The sequence below is a fragment of the Streptomyces sp. NPDC006733 genome, from assembly GCF_040636125.1.
Lineage (GTDB): Bacteria > Actinomycetota > Actinomycetes > Streptomycetales > Streptomycetaceae > Actinacidiphila.
The window spans coordinates 1-13787 of sequence record NZ_JBEYJD010000012.1; the positions used below are offsets into that span (position 1 = coordinate 1).

Here is a 13787-nt window from a genome sequence, read left to right on the forward strand (position 1 = left end):
GGACTCCCTCCTCCGCCTTGCGATCGCACGCACCAGACCCCGCCGACCCCGCCCTCCGGGCGGACGACGCCGATGTGAAGACACTCCCTAGGCCGGACCGGGTCGCGGAGGGACCCGGTGCCCTCGCGGGCACCGGGGGCCCGTCACAGGCAGCCGGGCAGCGTCCGCAGGTTGCGGGCCAGCAGGTTGCGGGCGGCCAGCTGGTCGTCCGGCGGGTAGCCGACCTCTTCCAGGGTCAGCCCGTGCGGCCGCACCACGTTCACCGCGGAGTTGCGGACGCCCGCGACCAGCACCTCGCCGGGGAAGTCGGCCGGCCGGTGCCCGTCCCCGACCAGCAGCATGGAGCCGACCAGGGCCCGCACCATGTTGTGGCAGAACGCGTCGGCCCGCACGGTCGCGACCGCCACCCCGTCGGGCGTGCGCTCCCAGTGCAGGTCGAGCAGCTTGCGGATGGTCGTCGCGCCCTCGCGCTTCTTGCAGTACGCCGCGAAGTCGTGCTCCCCGAGCAGCTTCTTCGCCGCCTCGTTCATCAGGTCCACGTCCAGCGGCCGGTCGTGCCACAGCACGTGCCCGCGCAGCAGCGGGTCGACCCCTGCCCGCTGGTCGCCGACCCGGTACGCGTACCGCCGCCAGATCGCCGAGAACCGGGCGTTGAAGGCCCGCGGCGCCACCGCGACCCGCCACACCCGCACATCCTGCGGCAGCTTCCCCGCGAGCCGCCGCAGCAGCTTCTCGCCGTGCTCGGCCCACACGTCCTCGGCCAGGTCCAGGTGCGCGACCTGGCCGCGCGCGTGCACCCCCGCGTCCGTCCGGCCGGCCACCGTCAGCGAGACCGGCTCGCGCAGCCGCATGACGGTCTGCAGCGCCGCCTCCAGGTCGCCCTGCACGGTGCGCCGGGTCCGCTGCTTCGCCCAGCCGGAGAATTCGGCCCCGTCGTACGACAGGTCCAGCCGCACCCGGACGAAACCGGGCTCCACCTCGTCGCTCACCGTGCGGTCCTCTCCCTGCTGAGTTCCTGCTGTTCGTGCTGTTGCCGCTGCGTGCTGATCATGCGGAACGGGCCCGCCCCCAGCAGCTGGGAGCGGGCCCGTCCGTCGTACACCGAACGCCTGGATCAGGCGTCCTTCGACTCCTCGTCGGCCTTCTCGGCCGGCTTGGCGTCCTCGACGACCTCGTCGGACTTCGCCGGGGCGTCGTCCTTCTTGAGGGAGTCTTCCTTCACCGCGCGCTTCGTCGCAGCCTCGGCCTCACCGGTGGCGGCCTGGGCCACGGTCAGGGCCTCGACCAGCTCGATGACCGCCATCGGGGCGTTGTCGCCACGACGGTTGCCGATCTTGGTGATGCGCGTGTAACCACCGGGGCGGTTCTCGTAGCGCGGGCCGATCTCCGTGAAGAGCGTGTGCACGATGCTCTTGTCGGTGATGGTGGCCAGCACCTGGCGACGGTTGTGGATGTCGCCCTTCTTCGCCTTGGTGATGAGGCGCTCCGCGACCGGACGCAGACGACGCGCCTTGGCCTCGGTGGTGGTGATGCGGCCGTGCTCGAACAGCGCCTTCGCGAGGTTCGCGAGCAGGTGACGCTCGTGGGCGGCGCTGCCGCCCAGACGAGCACCCTTGGCGGGCTGAGGCATGGTCTTTCTCCTTCTTTTCTGCACCGGCCGGATCAGGTACCGGTGTCAGTGTCCGACGGGCGTGTGCCTGCCAGAAATCTCTGCCGAACCGCGCGGAGGCGCGGACCCGCGGTGTGAACCGCGGTCCGGGCCGCCTCCGCGACGGAGTCGGATCAGTACTGCTCGGTCTCCACGAAACCGGCGTCCACGTCGTCGTCGGCGCCGAAGGCGTCGGCGGCGGCGGTGGGGTCGAACCCGGGCGGGCTGTCCTTGAGGGCCAGGCCCATGCCGGCCAGCTTCGCCTTGACCTCGTCGATCGACTTCGCACCGAAGTTGCGGATGTCGAGCAGGTCGGCCTCGGAGCGGGCGACGAGCTCACCCACGGAGTGGATGCCCTCGCGCTTGAGGCAGTTGTACGAGCGAACGGTGAGCTCGAGCTCCTCGATCGGCAGCGCCAGATCGGCGGCCAGAGCGGCGTCCGTCGGGGACGGGCCCATGTCGATACCCTCGGCGTCGACGTTGAGCTCGCGCGCCAGACCGAACAGCTCGACCAGGGTCTTGCCGGCCGACGCCATGGCGTCACGGGGACGCATGGCCTGCTTGGTCTCGACGTCGACGATCAGCTTGTCGAAGTCGGTGCGCTGCTCGACACGGGTCGCCTCGACCTTGTACGTGACCTTGAGCACCGGGCTGTAGATGGAGTCGACCGGGATGCGGCCGATCTCCTGGCCCTGCTGCTTGTTCTGGACGGCGGAGACGTAGCCGCGACCGCGCTCGACGGTCAGCTCCATCTCCAGCTTGCCCTTGGCGTTCAGGGTGGCCAGAACCAGCTCGGGGTTGTGGACCTCGACACCGGCCGGGGGCGCGATGTCGGCGGCGGTGACGACACCCGGGCCCTGCTTGCGCAGGTACATCACGACGGGCTCGTCGTGCTCCGAGGAGACGACGAGCTGCTTGATGTTGAGGATGACGTCGGTCACGTCCTCCTTGACGCCGGGCACGGTGGTGAACTCGTGCAGGACGCCGTCGACCCGGATGCTGGTGACAGCGGCACCGGGGATCGAGGAGAGGAGCGTGCGGCGAAGGGAGTTCCCGAGGGTGTAGCCGAAGCCCGGCTCCAGCGGCTCGATCACGAACCGGGAGCGGAATTCGTCGACGACCTCTTCGGTCAGCGACGGACGCTGAGCGATAAGCATGATGTTCCTCCAGTCATCGGCATCCGCTATTTGATGCCGAGGGGTACTGCAAGGGTAGGGTCTGTGCGCCCCATCCGACCCGGATCGGGCGCACAGACCCACGGGCGGCACGGCCCCAGGGGTCCCCCCGAGGCCGTACCGCCCGCATCGCTGAGCCACTACTACTTGGAGTAGAGCTCCACGATCAGCTGCTCCTGGACCTGCGTGTCGATAACAGGCCGCTCGGGCAGGGAGTGCACGAGGATCCGGAGCTTCGACGGGATCGACTCGAGCCACGCGGGCACGGTCTTCTCGCCGGCCTCGGCGGCAGCGACCACGAACGGGGTCATCTGACGCGAGGACTCGCGAACCTCGACGATGTCGTTCACAGCCACGCGAGCCGACGGGATGTCGGTCTTGCGGCCGTTCACGGTGATGTGTCCGTGACGAACCAGCTGACGGGCGTGGTCGCGGGACTTGGCGAAGCCGGCCCGGTAGACCACGTTGTCGAGACGGATCTCAAGGATGCGCAGAAGGTTCTCACCGGTCTTGCCGGACTTCTGGTTCGCTTCCTTGTAGTAGTTCACGAACTGCTTCTCGAGTACACCGTAGATGCGGGCACACTTCTGCTTCTCGCGGAGCTGAAGGAGGTACTCGCTGTCCTTGGTGCGCCCGCGGCCGTGCTCACCCGGGGGGTAAGGACGGATCTCGATCGGGCACTTTGCGCTCTCGCACTTGCTGCCCTTGAGGAACAGCTTCTGCTTCTCCCGACGGCATCGCTTGCAGTCGGCCCCGGTGTAACGCGCCATATTGTCTTGTCTCCTACTTCAGGTGGTCAGACGCGGCGGCGCTTGGGCGGGCGGCATCCGTTGTGCGGAGTGGGGGTGACGTCCTGGATCGAGCCGACCTCGAGGCCAGTGGCCTGGAGGGAGCGGATCGCGGTCTCACGGCCGGAGCCGGGACCCTTCACGAAGACGTCGACCTTGCGCATGCCGTGCTCCTGCGCGCGACGGGCAGCCGACTCGGCGGCCATCTGCGCGGCGAACGGAGTCGACTTGCGCGAGCCCTTGAAGCCGACGTGGCCGGCGGAGGCCCATGCGATCACGTTGCCCGAGGGGTCCGTGATCGAGACGATGGTGTTGTTGAACGTGCTCTTGATGTGGGCGTGCCCATGAGCGACGTTCTTCTTTTCCTTGCGGCGCACCTTCTTGACTGCGCCCTGACGGCCCTTCGGAGGCATGTATTACTCCCGTGGAGGTGGTCGGTCCTGAGCGAACCGCTTTCTTCTGCGGAGATCCGGGTCGACCCCGGCGACTCCGCAGTGCGTCCGCTAGGACTACTTCTTGCCCGGCTTCTTCTTACCGGCGATGGCGCGACGCGGACCCTTGCGGGTACGAGCGTTGGTGTGCGTGCGCTGGCCGTGGACCGGCAGGCCACGACGGTGGCGCAGACCCTGGTAGCAGCCGATCTCGACCTTGCGGCGGATGTCGGCCTGCACCTCGCGACGGAGGTCACCCTCGGTCTTGAAGTTGGCATCCACGTAGTCGCGGAGCTTGACGAGGTCTTCCTCGGCAAGGTCGCGAACGCGGGTGTCGGGGTTCACACCGGTGTTCTTCAGGGTCTCCTGGGCACGGGTGCGACCGATGCCGAAGACGTAGGTGAGGGCGATCTCCACGCGCTTCTCACGCGGGAGGTCAACGCCGGAAAGGCGTGCCATTCATGGCTCCTGTTGATTCGGAGGTCTTCCGCAGTACCGTTCCCGGCCGCCGTACGAGGTACGTTCCGGGTCCTCGGCCCCCGCCGAAGGTGTCGTCCCGGCATGCCGGGACGGGTGACTGCGTAATTACGTGTGTGCGTCGCTCGAAGAACTGCGAGTTGCGGGTCGTGCGTCAGCCCTGGCGCTGCTTGTGGCGCAGGTTGTCGCAGATGACCATGACCCGACCGTGACGGCGGATCACCTTGCACTTGTCGCAGATCTTCTTGACGCTCGGCTTGACCTTCATGTGATGTCAGGTTCTCCGGGTCGTGCCATCGCCCCACGGGAGCGGGGCAGCAGCGAGATCTACTTGTAGCGGTAGACGATCCGTCCGCGCGTCAGGTCGTAGGGAGACAACTCCACAACGACCCTGTCATCGGGAAGGATGCGGATGTAGTGCATACGCATCTTGCCGCTGATGTGCGCGAGGACCTTGTGACCGTTCTGGAGCTCCACCCGGAACATCGCGTTCGGGAGAGACTCGATCACGGTGCCCTCGATTTCGATGGCACCTTGCTTCTTGGCCACGCTTCGCCCTTCGAATCGGCTACCTTGATCGGCTCGCGTAAATCACGCAGACATGCGGGTATACATGAGCCGACGTGTCAGTCTACGGCAGGCACCGCGGAATGACGAATCCGGGGTAGATGCCCACGATGGGTGATCGTTACTCCACCCGGTCCCACGGCGCCGGCCGGTTCACCCGAGCGGGTCAGGAGCCGCCGTGATCCCGTATTCGGCCAGCTTGGCCCTGCCGCCGTCGACGGCGGTCAGCACCAGCGGGCCCTGCTCGGTCAGCGCGATCGAGTGCTCCCAGTGACTGGACCAGGACCCGTCGTCGCTCTTGACCGTCCAGTCGTCCTCCAGCACGTGGGTGCGCGGGGTGCCCAGGGTCACCATGGGCTCGATCGCCAGGCAGACGCCCGGCACCAGCTTGATGCCCCGGCCGCGCTTCTTGTTGACGTAGTTCAGCAGGTGCGGGTCCATGTGCATCTCGGAGCCGATGCCGTGGCCGCCGTAGTCCTCGACGATCCCGTACTTGCCGGACGCCGGACGCGGCTGGCGGCGGATGTACCCCTCGATCGCCGCCGAGACGTCCGAGAGCCGGTTGCCCTTCTTCATGGCCGCGATACCGGCCCACATGGACTCCTCGGTCACCCGGCTCAGCTCGATGAGCTCCGGAGCGTGACCGGTGCCCACGAAGGCCGTGAAGGCCGCGTCACCGTGCCAGCCGTCGACGATGGCGCCCGCGTCGATGGAGATGAGATCGCCGTCCTTCAGGACGGTCTCCCGGTCCGGGATGCCGTGCACCACGACATCGTTGACCGACGTGCAGATGTTGCCGGTGAACCCGCCGTACCCGAGGAAGTTCGGCTTGGCGCCGTGCTCGGCGATCACCTTCGCGGCGATCTCGTCGAGCTCCTTGGTGCTCACACCCGGCACCGCGGCCTCGCCGCACGCCCGGTGGATGGCCGCGACGACCAACCCCGCCTCGCGCATCTTGGCGATCTGCTCAGGGGTCTTGATCTCGACCATGCCTGTGGCCCTCTCTGGAAGAGTCGTCGTTCAAACAGTACGGCCGCGGTGCCCTCAGGGCACCGCGGCCGACCTGGGTTGCGTGGAGTGCTTACGCGCTCTTGTTGCTCTTCAGTGCGTCCATCGCCCGCTGGGTGATCTCCGCGACCGGACCGAGCGCCTGGATCGTCGCCACCAGGTCCTGCTGCTTGTAGTAGTCGATGATCGGCTCGGTCTCGCGGTGGTAGACCGCGAGGCGGTTGCGCACGGTCGCCTCGGAGTCGTCGTCCCGCTGGTAGAGCTCGCCGCCGCACTCGTCGCAGACGCCCTCGGTCTTCGGCTTCTTGTACGAGATGTGGAACGTGTGCGCCGTGTCGTTCCGGCAGGTGCGCCGGCCCGCGATGCGCTTGACGACCTCGTCCTCCGGGACCTCCAGGTCCAGGACCCCGTCGAGCGCGATCCCGCGGTCCACCAGGTAGGCGTCGAGCGCCTCGGCCTGGTGGACGTTGCGCGGGAAGCCGTCGAGCAGGAAGCCGCCCTCGGTGTCCGACTGGTCCAGCCGGTCCTTGGCCATCCCGATGGTGACCTCGTCGGGCACCAGGTTGCCGGCGTCCATGTAGGACTTCGCCTGCTTGCCCAGGGCGGTGCCCTGGCTGATGTTCGCGCGGAAGAGGTCGCCCGTCGAGATGTGCGGGATCGACAGGTTCTTGGCGAGGAACGCAGCCTGCGTACCCTTGCCGGCCCCAGGCGGCCCGACGAGGACGATTCGCATCAGCGGAGGAACCCTTCGTAGTTGCGCTGCTGGAGCTGGCTCTCGATCTGCTTCACGGTCTCCAGGCCGACACCCACGATGATCAGGATGCTGGTCCCGCCGAACGGGAAGTTGGTGCTGCCGTTGAACAGAGCGATGGCAACGGTGGGAACGAGTGCGATGAGCCCCAGATACAGCGATCCCGGCCACGTGATCCTGTTCAACACGTAGCTCAGGTATTCAGCAGTAGGTCGACCGGCCCGGATGCCCGGGATGAAGCCACCATACTTCTTCATATTGTCGGCGACTTCCTCGGGGTTGAACGAGATCGCGACGTAGAAGAAGGCGAAGAACACGATCAGCAGGAAGTAGGCGGCCAGGTAGGCGGGGTGATCGCCCTTGGTCAGGTTGACGCTGACCCACTGGGCCCACGGCGCTGTCGACCCACTGAACTGAACCACAAGGGCCGGAATGTAGAGCAGCGAAGAAGCGAAGATGACGGGAATCACACCCGCCTGGTTCACCTTGAGCGGGATATACGTGGACGTTCCGCCGTAGGAGCGCCGGCCGATCATCCGCTTCGCGTACTGCACCGGGATCCGGCGCTGTGCCTGTTCGACGAAGACCACCAGGGCCACCATCACCAGGCCGATCAGAATGACGATGAAGAACTCGAACCAGCCGCCCATGATCTTGCCGGAGCTCTTGATGGACCACAGCGCGCCCGGGAAGCCGGCCGCGATGGAGACGAACATCAGGATCGACATGCCGTTGCCGATGCCGCGGTCGGTGATGAGCTCACCGAGCCACATGATCATGACGGTGCCGGCGGTCATGGTGATCACCATCGTGACGGTGGTGAAGATCGACTTGCTGGCGATGATGTCGTAGCGCTGGGTGCAGCTGGAGAAGAGGCTGCCGCCGCGGGCGGTGGCCACCAGGCCGGTGCCCTGGAGGATCGCCAGCGCCACGGTCAGGTACCGGGTGTACTGCGTGATCTTCGCGGTGCCCGCCTGGCCCTCCTTCTTGAGGGCTTCGAGGCGTGGGATCACCACGGTCAGCAGCTGCAGGATGATGCTCGCCGTGATGTACGGCATGATCCCGAGCGCGAAGATGGTCAGCTGGAGCAGAGCACCACCGCTGAAGAGGTTGACGAGGCTGAAGAGGCCCTGCCCGCCGCCGGCGTCCTTGATGCACGCGTTGACGACCTTGTAGTCCACCCCTGGCACCGGGACGTGCGCCCCGAGCCGGAACAGCACCATGATGCCCAGCGTGAACAGCAGCTTCTTGCGCAGGTCAGGCGTTTTGAACGCCTGGGCGAACGCGGTGAGCACGGTGCCTCCTGCACCTTCCGCGCAGCAGGGCGGAAGGGTCGGTCGAGATGGTCTGTCACGGACGGCGGATCACCGGCCGGGATGGGGCGCGAGGACAGTCTGCGGGCAGTTTCGCCAGTCGACCCAACGGACTCTAACAGCGCGTGGCGGTCCGTATGAAGCGCGTGTCTCCCCCAGTTGGCGATCGCCGCCCGGTAGAGGCACGTGTGAGGCGTACTTGGGTGCTTTGTCCTGGGGGGTGCACCTACCGAATCGGGCCCGTCCCTCCGAGGAGGAACGGGCCCGATTCAGTCGCTGTCAGCAGCAGTCGCCGAGACTCAGATGAGCTCGTTGACCGTGCCGCCGGCAGCGGTGATCTTCTCCTTGGCGGAGCCGGAGACGGCGTCAACCGAAACCTGCACTGCCACGGAGATCTCGCCGGTGCCGAGCACCTTGACGAGCTGGTTCTTGCGCACCGCGCCCTTGGCGACCAGATCGGCCACCGTGACCTCTCCACCCTCGGGGTAGAGGTCGGAGAGCTTGTCCAGGTTCACGACCTGGAACTCGACGCGGAACGGGTTCTTGAAGCCCTTGAGCTTCGGCAGACGCATGTGGAGGGGCATCTGCCCGCCCTCGAAGCGTGCCGGAACCTGGTAACGGGCCTTCGTGCCCTTGGTACCACGACCAGCGGTCTTACCCTTGGACGCCTCGCCACGACCCACACGGGTCTTGGCGGTCTTGGCACCCGGGGCGGGACGCAGGTTGTGGACCTTCAGGGGGTTCTGCGGGTTCTCAGCACCCATGTCAGTCAACCTCCTCGACCGTGACGAGGTGGCGGACGGTCTGGACCATTCCGCGAATCTCGGGACGGTCCTCCTTGACCACCACGTCGTTCAGGCGCTTGAGCCCGAGCGAACGCAGGGTGTCACGGTGGTTCTGCTTGCTACCGATGTAGGACTTGATCTGCGTGACCTTGAGGCGAGCCATCAGGCACCCACCCCGGCACGTGCACGCAGCAGGGCTGCGGGCGCGACGTCCTCCAGCGGCAGGCCACGACGGGCGGCGATCTCCTCGGGGCGCTGAAGGCCCTGAAGCGCTGCCACCGTGGCGTGCACGATGTTGATCGCGTTGTCCGAGCCGAGGCTCTTGGACAGCACGTCGTGGATGCCGGCGCACTCGAGTACGGCGCGCACCGGGCCACCCGCGATCACACCGGTACCGGGGGAAGCAGGCTTGAGCAGAACGACGCCCGCGGCCTTCTCGCCCTGGATCGGGTGCGGGATGGTGCCCTGGATGCGGGGAACCTTGAAGAAGTTCTTCTTCGCTTCCTCGACACCCTTGGCGATGGCGGCCGGAACTTCCTTGGCCTTGCCATAACCGACACCGACGGTGCCGTCACCATCGCCCACCACGACCAGCGCGGTGAAGCTGAAGCGACGACCACCCTTGACTACCTTGGCGACACGGTTGATCGCGACAACACGCTCGACGTAGGCGGTCTTCTCGGCCTGCTGGCCGTCCCGCCCAGACTTACGGTCACGCCGCTCGCCGCCACCGGCACCGCTGCCGCGGCGCTGGGGTCCAGCCATTGGAATTACCTCTCTTCGTTGATCCGCTAGCTGCGGGACGAACTCAGAACTCGAGTCCGGCTTCGCGGGCGGCGTCCGCGAGGGCGGCAATGCGCCCTGCGTACTGATTGCCGCCACGGTCGAATACGACAGTCTCAATACCCGCGGCCTTGGCACGCTCGGCCACGAGCTGGCCGACCTGCTTCGCCTTGGAGGACTTGTCGCCTTCGCCGCCACGGATGGACGGGTCGAGGGTCGAGGCCGACGCGAGGGTGTGCCCCGCGAGGTCGTCGATGACCTGAGCCACGATGCCGCGGTTGGACCGGGTCACGACGAGACGCGGACGCGCCTCCGTGCCCGAGATCCGCTTGCGGACGCGGATGTGGCGGCGCTTGAGAGCGGCACCCTTGTAAGCCTTGCCCTTGGCGATCTTCACACCGTATGCCATGGCTACTTACCAGCCTTTCCGACCTTGCGGCGGATGACTTCGCCCGCGTACTTGACACCCTTGCCCTTGTACGGGTCGGGCTTCCGCAGCTTGCGGATGTTCGCGGCTACCTCGCCGACCTTCTGCTTGTCGATTCCCTCGACACTCAGCTTGGTCGGTGACTCCACCTTGAACGAGATGCCCTCCGGCGGCTCGATCACGACGGGGTGGCTGAAGCCCAGGGCGAACTCCAGATTGGAGCCCTTCGCCTGGACGCGGTAGCCGACGCCGTTGATCTCGAGCGCCTTGCTGTAACCCGCGGTCACGCCAGTGATCATGTTCGCCACCAGCGTGCGGGACAGGCCGTGCAGGGCCTTCGAAACACGCTCGTCGTTAGGACGCGACACGATGAGCGTGCCGGTCTCGTCCTTGGCGACATCGATCGGAGCGGCGACGGTGTGGGTGAGGGAGCCCTTGGGGCCCTTCACCGAGACCGTACGGCCGTCGATGGTGACGTCCACGCCGGCGGGAACCGGGATGGGCAGCTTGCCGATGCGCGACATTGCAATGCCTCCTGTTCCCGATTACCAGACGTAGGCGAGGACTTCCCCACCTACGCCCTTCTTGCTGGCCTGCTGGCCGGTGAGGAGACCGTGGGACGTGGAGATGATCGCCACGCCCAGGCCGCCGAGCACCTTGGGCAGATTGGTGGACTTTGCGTAGACCCGAAGGCCCGGCTTGCTGATGCGCTTGATGCCGGCGATCGAGCGCTCACGGCTCGGACCGAACTTCAGCTCGAGGATGAGGTTCTTGCCAACCTCGGCGTCCTCGACCTTCCAGCCGGTGATGTAACCCTCCTGCTGGAGGATCTCCGCGATGTGCGACTTGATCTTGCTGAACGGCATCACGACGTCGTCGTGATACGCCGAGTTCGCATTACGCAGACGGGTCAGCATGTCTGCGATGGGGTCGGTCATGGTCATGAGTTGGCCCTAGGCCTCTCTCGCCGGGGTTTCCATTGCGCCATCCTTCTCCCCGAACGAGGTCGGGACGGGTGCGGCGCGGGGACCTACGGCGTAGTAAGTCGGTCATGGGCGCCAGGCGCCCAACCCCTCTACCTTACGGCAGACGGGGAGGGCATCCTGACGTCCTGATGCTTACCGAGAGTTCCTGGTCACCGGATTCCCCGAAGGGAACCGGATCTACCAGGAGCTCTTGGTCACGCCCGGCAGCTCGCCACGGTGAGCCATCTCACGAAGGCACACGCGGCACAGGCCGAACTTGCGGTAGACAGAGTGCGGCCGGCCACAGCGCTGGCAGCGGTTGTAGCCGCGCACAGCGAACTTGGGCTTGCGAGCGGCCTTAGCGATCAGAGCCTTCTTCGCCACGGTCACATCTCCTTGAACGGGAAGCCGAGGTGACGAAGCAGGGCACGACCCTCGTCGTCGTTGGTCGCCGTGGTAACCACGGTGATGTCCATGCCCCGGACCCGGTCGATCTTGTCCTGGTCGATCTCGTGGAACATGACCTGCTCCGTGAGACCGAAGGTGTAGTTGCCCCGGCCGTCGAACTGCTTCGGCGACAGGCCGCGGAAGTCACGGATACGCGGCAGTGCGAGTGACAGCACGCGGTCCAGGAACTCCCACATGCGGTCACCGCGGAGGGTGACGTGGGCGCCGATCGGCTGGCCCTCACGCAGCTTGAACTGCGCGATGGACTTGCGGGCCTTGGTGACCTGCGGCTTCTGGCCGGTGATCGTGGCGAGGTCGCGAATCGCGCCCTCGATCAGCTTGGAGTCGCGGGCGGCGTCGCCCACACCCATGTTGACCACGATCTTGGTCAGACCCGGGATCTGCATGACGTTCTCGAAGGAGAACTCCTCGTGCAGCTTGCCCGAGATTTCCTCGCGGTAGCGCGTCTTCAGACGCGGCGTGGTGGTGGCAGTCATCAGATGTCCTCACCCGTCCGCTTGGCAACGCGGATCTTGTTGCCTTCGTCGTCGAAGCGGTAACCGACGCGGGTGACGACCTTCTTGCCGTCCTTCTCCACGATCAGCTGAACGTTGCTGATGTGGATGGGGGCTTCGGTCGTGATGATCCCGCCGGTCTTGCTACCGCGGTCGGACTGGCCGGCCTTGGTGTGCTTCTTGACCCGGTTGACACCCTCGACGAGGACACGGCTCTCAGTGGGGTAGGCCACAATGACCTTGCCCTGCTTGCCGCGGTCCTTGCCGGTGATGACCTGGACCAGGTCGCCCTTCTTGATCTTCATCGGTTACAGCACCTCCGGCGCGAGAGAAACGATCTTCATGAACTTCTTCTCGCGCAGCTCACGGCCCACCGGGCCGAAGATACGGGTGCCGCGGGGGTCGCCATCGTTCTTCAGAATGACGGCGGCGTTCTCGTCGAACCGGATGTACGAGCCGTCGGGACGACGGCGCTCCTTGACGGTCCGGACGATGACCGCCTTGACGACCTCGCCCTTCTTCACGTTGCCACCGGGGATCGCGTCCTTGACGGTGGCGACGATGACGTCACCGATTCCCGCGTAGCGGCGACCCGAACCACCGAGAACACGGATGCAAAGGATTTCCTTCGCACCAGTGTTGTCGGCGATCCGCAGTCGCGACTCCTGCTGGATCACGTCTATCTCCTGTTTGTCGCGTCGGTTCCCGGTGGGGGCGGGTTGCCCCGCCCCCACCGAGCCTGACGGAACGGTCCTGAGGGAGAGCCCTCAGGGATTACTTGGCCTTCTCGAGGATCTCCACGACGCGCCAGCGCTTGGTGGCAGAGGTCGGCCGGGTCTCCATGAGGAGGACACGGTCGCCGATGCCGGCAGCGTTCTGCTCGTCGTGCGCCTTGAGCTTGTTGGTGCGCCGGATGACCTTGCCGTACAGGGCGTGCTTCACACGGTCCTCGACGGCGACCACTACGGTCTTGTCCATCTTGTCGCTGACCACAAGGCCCTCACGGGTCTTGCGGAAGCCGCGCTGCTCGGAGGTCTCAGTCACATTCTTCTCGCTCATCAGGCGCTCTCCACCGTCTCGATGCCCAGCTCGCGCTCGCGCATCAAGGTGTAGATCCGGGCGATGTCCTTGCGGACGACCTTGAGCCGGTTGTTGTTCTCGAGCTGTCCCGTGGCCGCTTGGAAGCGGAGGTTGAACAGCTCCTCCTTGGCTTCGCTCAGCTTGGCGAGGAGTTCCTCGTCGCCCAGCGTGCGCAGCTCGGTGGCCTTAGTGGTGCCGGCCGCCATCACGATTCACCTGCCTCGCGCCGCACAATGCGGCACTTCATCGGAAGCTTGTGGGCGGCGCGGGTGAGCGCCTCCTTGGCAACCTTCTCGTTCGGGAAGGACAGCTCGAACATCACCCGACCGGGCTTGACGTTCGCGATCCACCACTCCGGCGAACCCTTACCGGAACCCATGCGGGTCTCGGCAGGCTTCTTGGTCAGCGGACGGTCCGGGTAGATGTTGATCCAGACCTTGCCGCCGCGCTTGATGTGACGGGTGATGGAGATACGAGCGGACTCGATCTGCCGGTTCGTCACATAGGCCGGGGTGACGGCCTGCAGGCCGTACTCACCGAACGCGAGTTCGGTGCCGCCCTTGGCCATACCCGAGCGCTTCGGGTGGTGCTGCTTGCGGTGCTTGACCCTGCGGGGGATCAGCATTG

Annotated in this window: 24 protein-coding genes; all 24 read right to left on the reverse strand. The window is 66.1% G+C overall.

Annotation, left to right across the window (positions count from 1 at the left end; all coding sequences use genetic code 11):
* Positions 1 to 143: 143 nt before the first annotated feature.
* The gene (gene truA / locus ABZ721_RS12820; protein ID WP_358788673.1) at positions 144 to 989 is read right to left on the reverse strand and encodes a tRNA pseudouridine(38-40) synthase TruA; all 846 of its coding nucleotides are present in this window, start codon (positions 987 to 989) and stop codon (positions 144 to 146) included.
* A 125-nt stretch (positions 990 to 1114) separates the two neighbouring features.
* Entirely contained in the window at positions 1115 to 1630 is a 516-nt protein-coding gene (rplQ, locus tag ABZ721_RS12825; protein WP_358788674.1) for a 50S ribosomal protein L17, read from the reverse strand.
* 152 nt (positions 1631 to 1782) lie between these two features.
* On the reverse strand, positions 1783 to 2805 hold the full coding sequence (locus tag ABZ721_RS12830; RefSeq protein ID WP_358788675.1) for a DNA-directed RNA polymerase subunit alpha: 1023 nt from the start codon (positions 2803 to 2805) through the stop codon (positions 1783 to 1785).
* Positions 2806 to 2966: 161 nt separating this feature from the next.
* Positions 2967 to 3593, reverse strand: a complete 627-nt coding sequence (gene rpsD / locus ABZ721_RS12835; protein ID WP_138352918.1) for a 30S ribosomal protein S4 — start codon at positions 3591 to 3593, stop codon at positions 2967 to 2969.
* A gap of 26 nt (positions 3594 to 3619) precedes the next feature.
* On the reverse strand, positions 3620 to 4024 hold the full coding sequence (gene rpsK, locus ABZ721_RS12840; protein WP_138352917.1) for a 30S ribosomal protein S11: 405 nt from the start codon (positions 4022 to 4024) through the stop codon (positions 3620 to 3622).
* A 96-nt stretch (positions 4025 to 4120) separates the two neighbouring features.
* Positions 4121 to 4501 (reverse strand): 30S ribosomal protein S13, encoded by a 381-nt coding sequence (gene rpsM / locus ABZ721_RS12845; RefSeq protein WP_269276299.1) that lies wholly within the window; start codon positions 4499 to 4501, stop codon positions 4121 to 4123.
* Between the two features lie 172 nt (positions 4502 to 4673).
* Positions 4674 to 4787: a 50S ribosomal protein L36 gene (gene rpmJ, locus ABZ721_RS12850; protein ID WP_003956441.1), complete on the reverse strand. Its 114-nt coding sequence runs from the start codon at positions 4785 to 4787 to the stop codon at positions 4674 to 4676.
* 59 nt (positions 4788 to 4846) lie between these two features.
* Positions 4847 to 5068, reverse strand: a complete 222-nt coding sequence (gene infA, locus ABZ721_RS12855; protein ID WP_014047798.1) for a translation initiation factor IF-1 — start codon at positions 5066 to 5068, stop codon at positions 4847 to 4849.
* 171 nt (positions 5069 to 5239) lie between these two features.
* Complete coding sequence (gene map / locus ABZ721_RS12860) at positions 5240 to 6076, reverse strand: type I methionyl aminopeptidase (protein WP_358788676.1); 837 nt, start codon at positions 6074 to 6076, stop codon at positions 5240 to 5242.
* 91 nt (positions 6077 to 6167) lie between these two features.
* A complete protein-coding gene (locus ABZ721_RS12865) occupies positions 6168 to 6827 on the reverse strand; it encodes an adenylate kinase (RefSeq protein WP_358788677.1) in 660 nt (219 codons plus the stop codon).
* On the reverse strand, positions 6827 to 8140 hold the full coding sequence (secY, locus tag ABZ721_RS12870) for a preprotein translocase subunit SecY (protein WP_358788678.1): 1314 nt from the start codon (positions 8138 to 8140) through the stop codon (positions 6827 to 6829). The genes ABZ721_RS12865 and secY overlap by 1 nt, the downstream gene beginning before the upstream one ends.
* 317 nt (positions 8141 to 8457) lie before the next feature.
* Positions 8458 to 8922, reverse strand: coding sequence for a 50S ribosomal protein L15 (rplO, locus tag ABZ721_RS12875; protein WP_358788679.1), 465 nt, complete (start codon positions 8920 to 8922; stop codon positions 8458 to 8460).
* A 1-nt stretch (position 8923) separates the two neighbouring features.
* On the reverse strand, positions 8924 to 9106 hold the full coding sequence (gene rpmD, locus ABZ721_RS12880) for a 50S ribosomal protein L30 (protein WP_138352911.1): 183 nt from the start codon (positions 9104 to 9106) through the stop codon (positions 8924 to 8926).
* A complete protein-coding gene (rpsE, locus tag ABZ721_RS12885; protein WP_138352910.1) occupies positions 9106 to 9708 on the reverse strand; it encodes a 30S ribosomal protein S5 in 603 nt (200 codons plus the stop codon). The genes rpmD and rpsE overlap by 1 nt, the downstream gene beginning before the upstream one ends.
* A gap of 43 nt (positions 9709 to 9751) precedes the next feature.
* Positions 9752 to 10135, reverse strand: a complete 384-nt coding sequence (gene rplR, locus ABZ721_RS12890) for a 50S ribosomal protein L18 (protein WP_138352909.1) — start codon at positions 10133 to 10135, stop codon at positions 9752 to 9754.
* A gap of 2 nt (positions 10136 to 10137) precedes the next feature.
* The gene (gene rplF / locus ABZ721_RS12895; RefSeq protein WP_277439634.1) at positions 10138 to 10677 is read right to left on the reverse strand and encodes a 50S ribosomal protein L6; all 540 of its coding nucleotides are present in this window, start codon (positions 10675 to 10677) and stop codon (positions 10138 to 10140) included.
* A 21-nt stretch (positions 10678 to 10698) separates the two neighbouring features.
* Positions 10699 to 11097 carry a 30S ribosomal protein S8 gene (gene rpsH / locus ABZ721_RS12900; protein WP_138352907.1) on the reverse strand — a complete coding sequence of 133 codons (399 nt, stop codon included), beginning with the start codon at positions 11095 to 11097 and terminating at the stop codon, positions 10699 to 10701.
* Between the two features lie 219 nt (positions 11098 to 11316).
* Positions 11317 to 11502, reverse strand: coding sequence for a type Z 30S ribosomal protein S14 (locus ABZ721_RS12905; protein ID WP_073492416.1), 186 nt, complete (start codon positions 11500 to 11502; stop codon positions 11317 to 11319).
* A 2-nt stretch (positions 11503 to 11504) separates the two neighbouring features.
* Positions 11505 to 12062, reverse strand: a complete 558-nt coding sequence (gene rplE, locus ABZ721_RS12910; RefSeq protein ID WP_138352906.1) for a 50S ribosomal protein L5 — start codon at positions 12060 to 12062, stop codon at positions 11505 to 11507.
* Positions 12062 to 12385: a 50S ribosomal protein L24 gene (gene rplX / locus ABZ721_RS12915; RefSeq protein WP_138352905.1), complete on the reverse strand. Its 324-nt coding sequence runs from the start codon at positions 12383 to 12385 to the stop codon at positions 12062 to 12064. Before rplX ends, rplE begins: the two co-directional genes overlap by 1 nt.
* Positions 12386 to 12388: 3 nt before the next feature.
* Positions 12389 to 12757 (reverse strand): 50S ribosomal protein L14, encoded by a 369-nt coding sequence (gene rplN, locus ABZ721_RS12920; protein ID WP_269276314.1) that lies wholly within the window; start codon positions 12755 to 12757, stop codon positions 12389 to 12391.
* A gap of 97 nt (positions 12758 to 12854) precedes the next feature.
* Positions 12855 to 13139 (reverse strand): 30S ribosomal protein S17, encoded by a 285-nt coding sequence (gene rpsQ, locus ABZ721_RS12925; RefSeq protein WP_138352904.1) that lies wholly within the window; start codon positions 13137 to 13139, stop codon positions 12855 to 12857.
* Positions 13139 to 13366 (reverse strand): 50S ribosomal protein L29, encoded by a 228-nt coding sequence (rpmC, locus tag ABZ721_RS12930; protein WP_138352903.1) that lies wholly within the window; start codon positions 13364 to 13366, stop codon positions 13139 to 13141. Before rpmC ends, rpsQ begins: the two co-directional genes overlap by 1 nt.
* On the reverse strand, positions 13366 to 13785 hold the full coding sequence (gene rplP / locus ABZ721_RS12935) for a 50S ribosomal protein L16 (protein WP_138352902.1): 420 nt from the start codon (positions 13783 to 13785) through the stop codon (positions 13366 to 13368). The genes rpmC and rplP overlap by 1 nt, the downstream gene beginning before the upstream one ends.
* Between the last annotated feature and the right edge of the window lie 2 nt (positions 13786 to 13787).

Coding starts and splice junctions, on each gene's coding strand:
- rplQ (WP_358788674.1), bottom strand. CDS start 1,630: ATGCCTCAGCCCGCCAAGGGTGCTCGTCTGGGCGGCAGCGCCGCCCAC.
- ABZ721_RS12830 (WP_358788675.1), bottom strand. CDS start 2,805: ATGCTTATCGCTCAGCGTCCGTCGCTGACCGAAGAGGTCGTCGACGAA.
- rpsD (WP_138352918.1), bottom strand. CDS start 3,593: ATGGCGCGTTACACCGGGGCCGACTGCAAGCGATGCCGTCGGGAGAAG.
- rpsK (WP_138352917.1), bottom strand. CDS start 4,024: ATGCCTCCGAAGGGCCGTCAGGGCGCAGTCAAGAAGGTGCGCCGCAAG.
- rpsM (WP_269276299.1), bottom strand. CDS start 4,501: ATGGCACGCCTTTCCGGCGTTGACCTCCCGCGTGAGAAGCGCGTGGAG.
- rpmJ (WP_003956441.1), bottom strand. CDS start 4,787: ATGAAGGTCAAGCCGAGCGTCAAGAAGATCTGCGACAAGTGCAAGGTG.
- map (WP_358788676.1), bottom strand. CDS start 6,076: ATGGTCGAGATCAAGACCCCTGAGCAGATCGCCAAGATGCGCGAGGCG.
- ABZ721_RS12865 (WP_358788677.1), bottom strand. CDS start 6,827: ATGCGAATCGTCCTCGTCGGGCCGCCTGGGGCCGGCAAGGGTACGCAG.
- rplO (WP_358788679.1), bottom strand. CDS start 8,922: ATGGGTGCTGAGAACCCGCAGAACCCCCTGAAGGTCCACAACCTGCGT.
- rpmD (WP_138352911.1), bottom strand. CDS start 9,106: ATGGCTCGCCTCAAGGTCACGCAGATCAAGTCCTACATCGGTAGCAAG.
- rpsE (WP_138352910.1), bottom strand. CDS start 9,708: ATGGCTGGACCCCAGCGCCGCGGCAGCGGTGCCGGTGGCGGCGAGCGG.
- rplR (WP_138352909.1), bottom strand. CDS start 10,135: ATGGCATACGGTGTGAAGATCGCCAAGGGCAAGGCTTACAAGGGTGCC.
- rplF (WP_277439634.1), bottom strand. CDS start 10,677: ATGTCGCGCATCGGCAAGCTGCCCATCCCGGTTCCCGCCGGCGTGGAC.
- rpsH (WP_138352907.1), bottom strand. CDS start 11,097: ATGACCATGACCGACCCCATCGCAGACATGCTGACCCGTCTGCGTAAT.
- rplE (WP_138352906.1), bottom strand. CDS start 12,062: ATGACTGCCACCACCACGCCGCGTCTGAAGACGCGCTACCGCGAGGAA.
- rplX (WP_138352905.1), bottom strand. CDS start 12,385: ATGAAGATCAAGAAGGGCGACCTGGTCCAGGTCATCACCGGCAAGGAC.
- rpsQ (WP_138352904.1), bottom strand. CDS start 13,139: ATGAGCGAGAAGAATGTGACTGAGACCTCCGAGCAGCGCGGCTTCCGC.
- rpmC (WP_138352903.1), bottom strand. CDS start 13,366: ATGGCGGCCGGCACCACTAAGGCCACCGAGCTGCGCACGCTGGGCGAC.
- rplP (WP_138352902.1), bottom strand. CDS start 13,785: ATGCTGATCCCCCGCAGGGTCAAGCACCGCAAGCAGCACCACCCGAAG.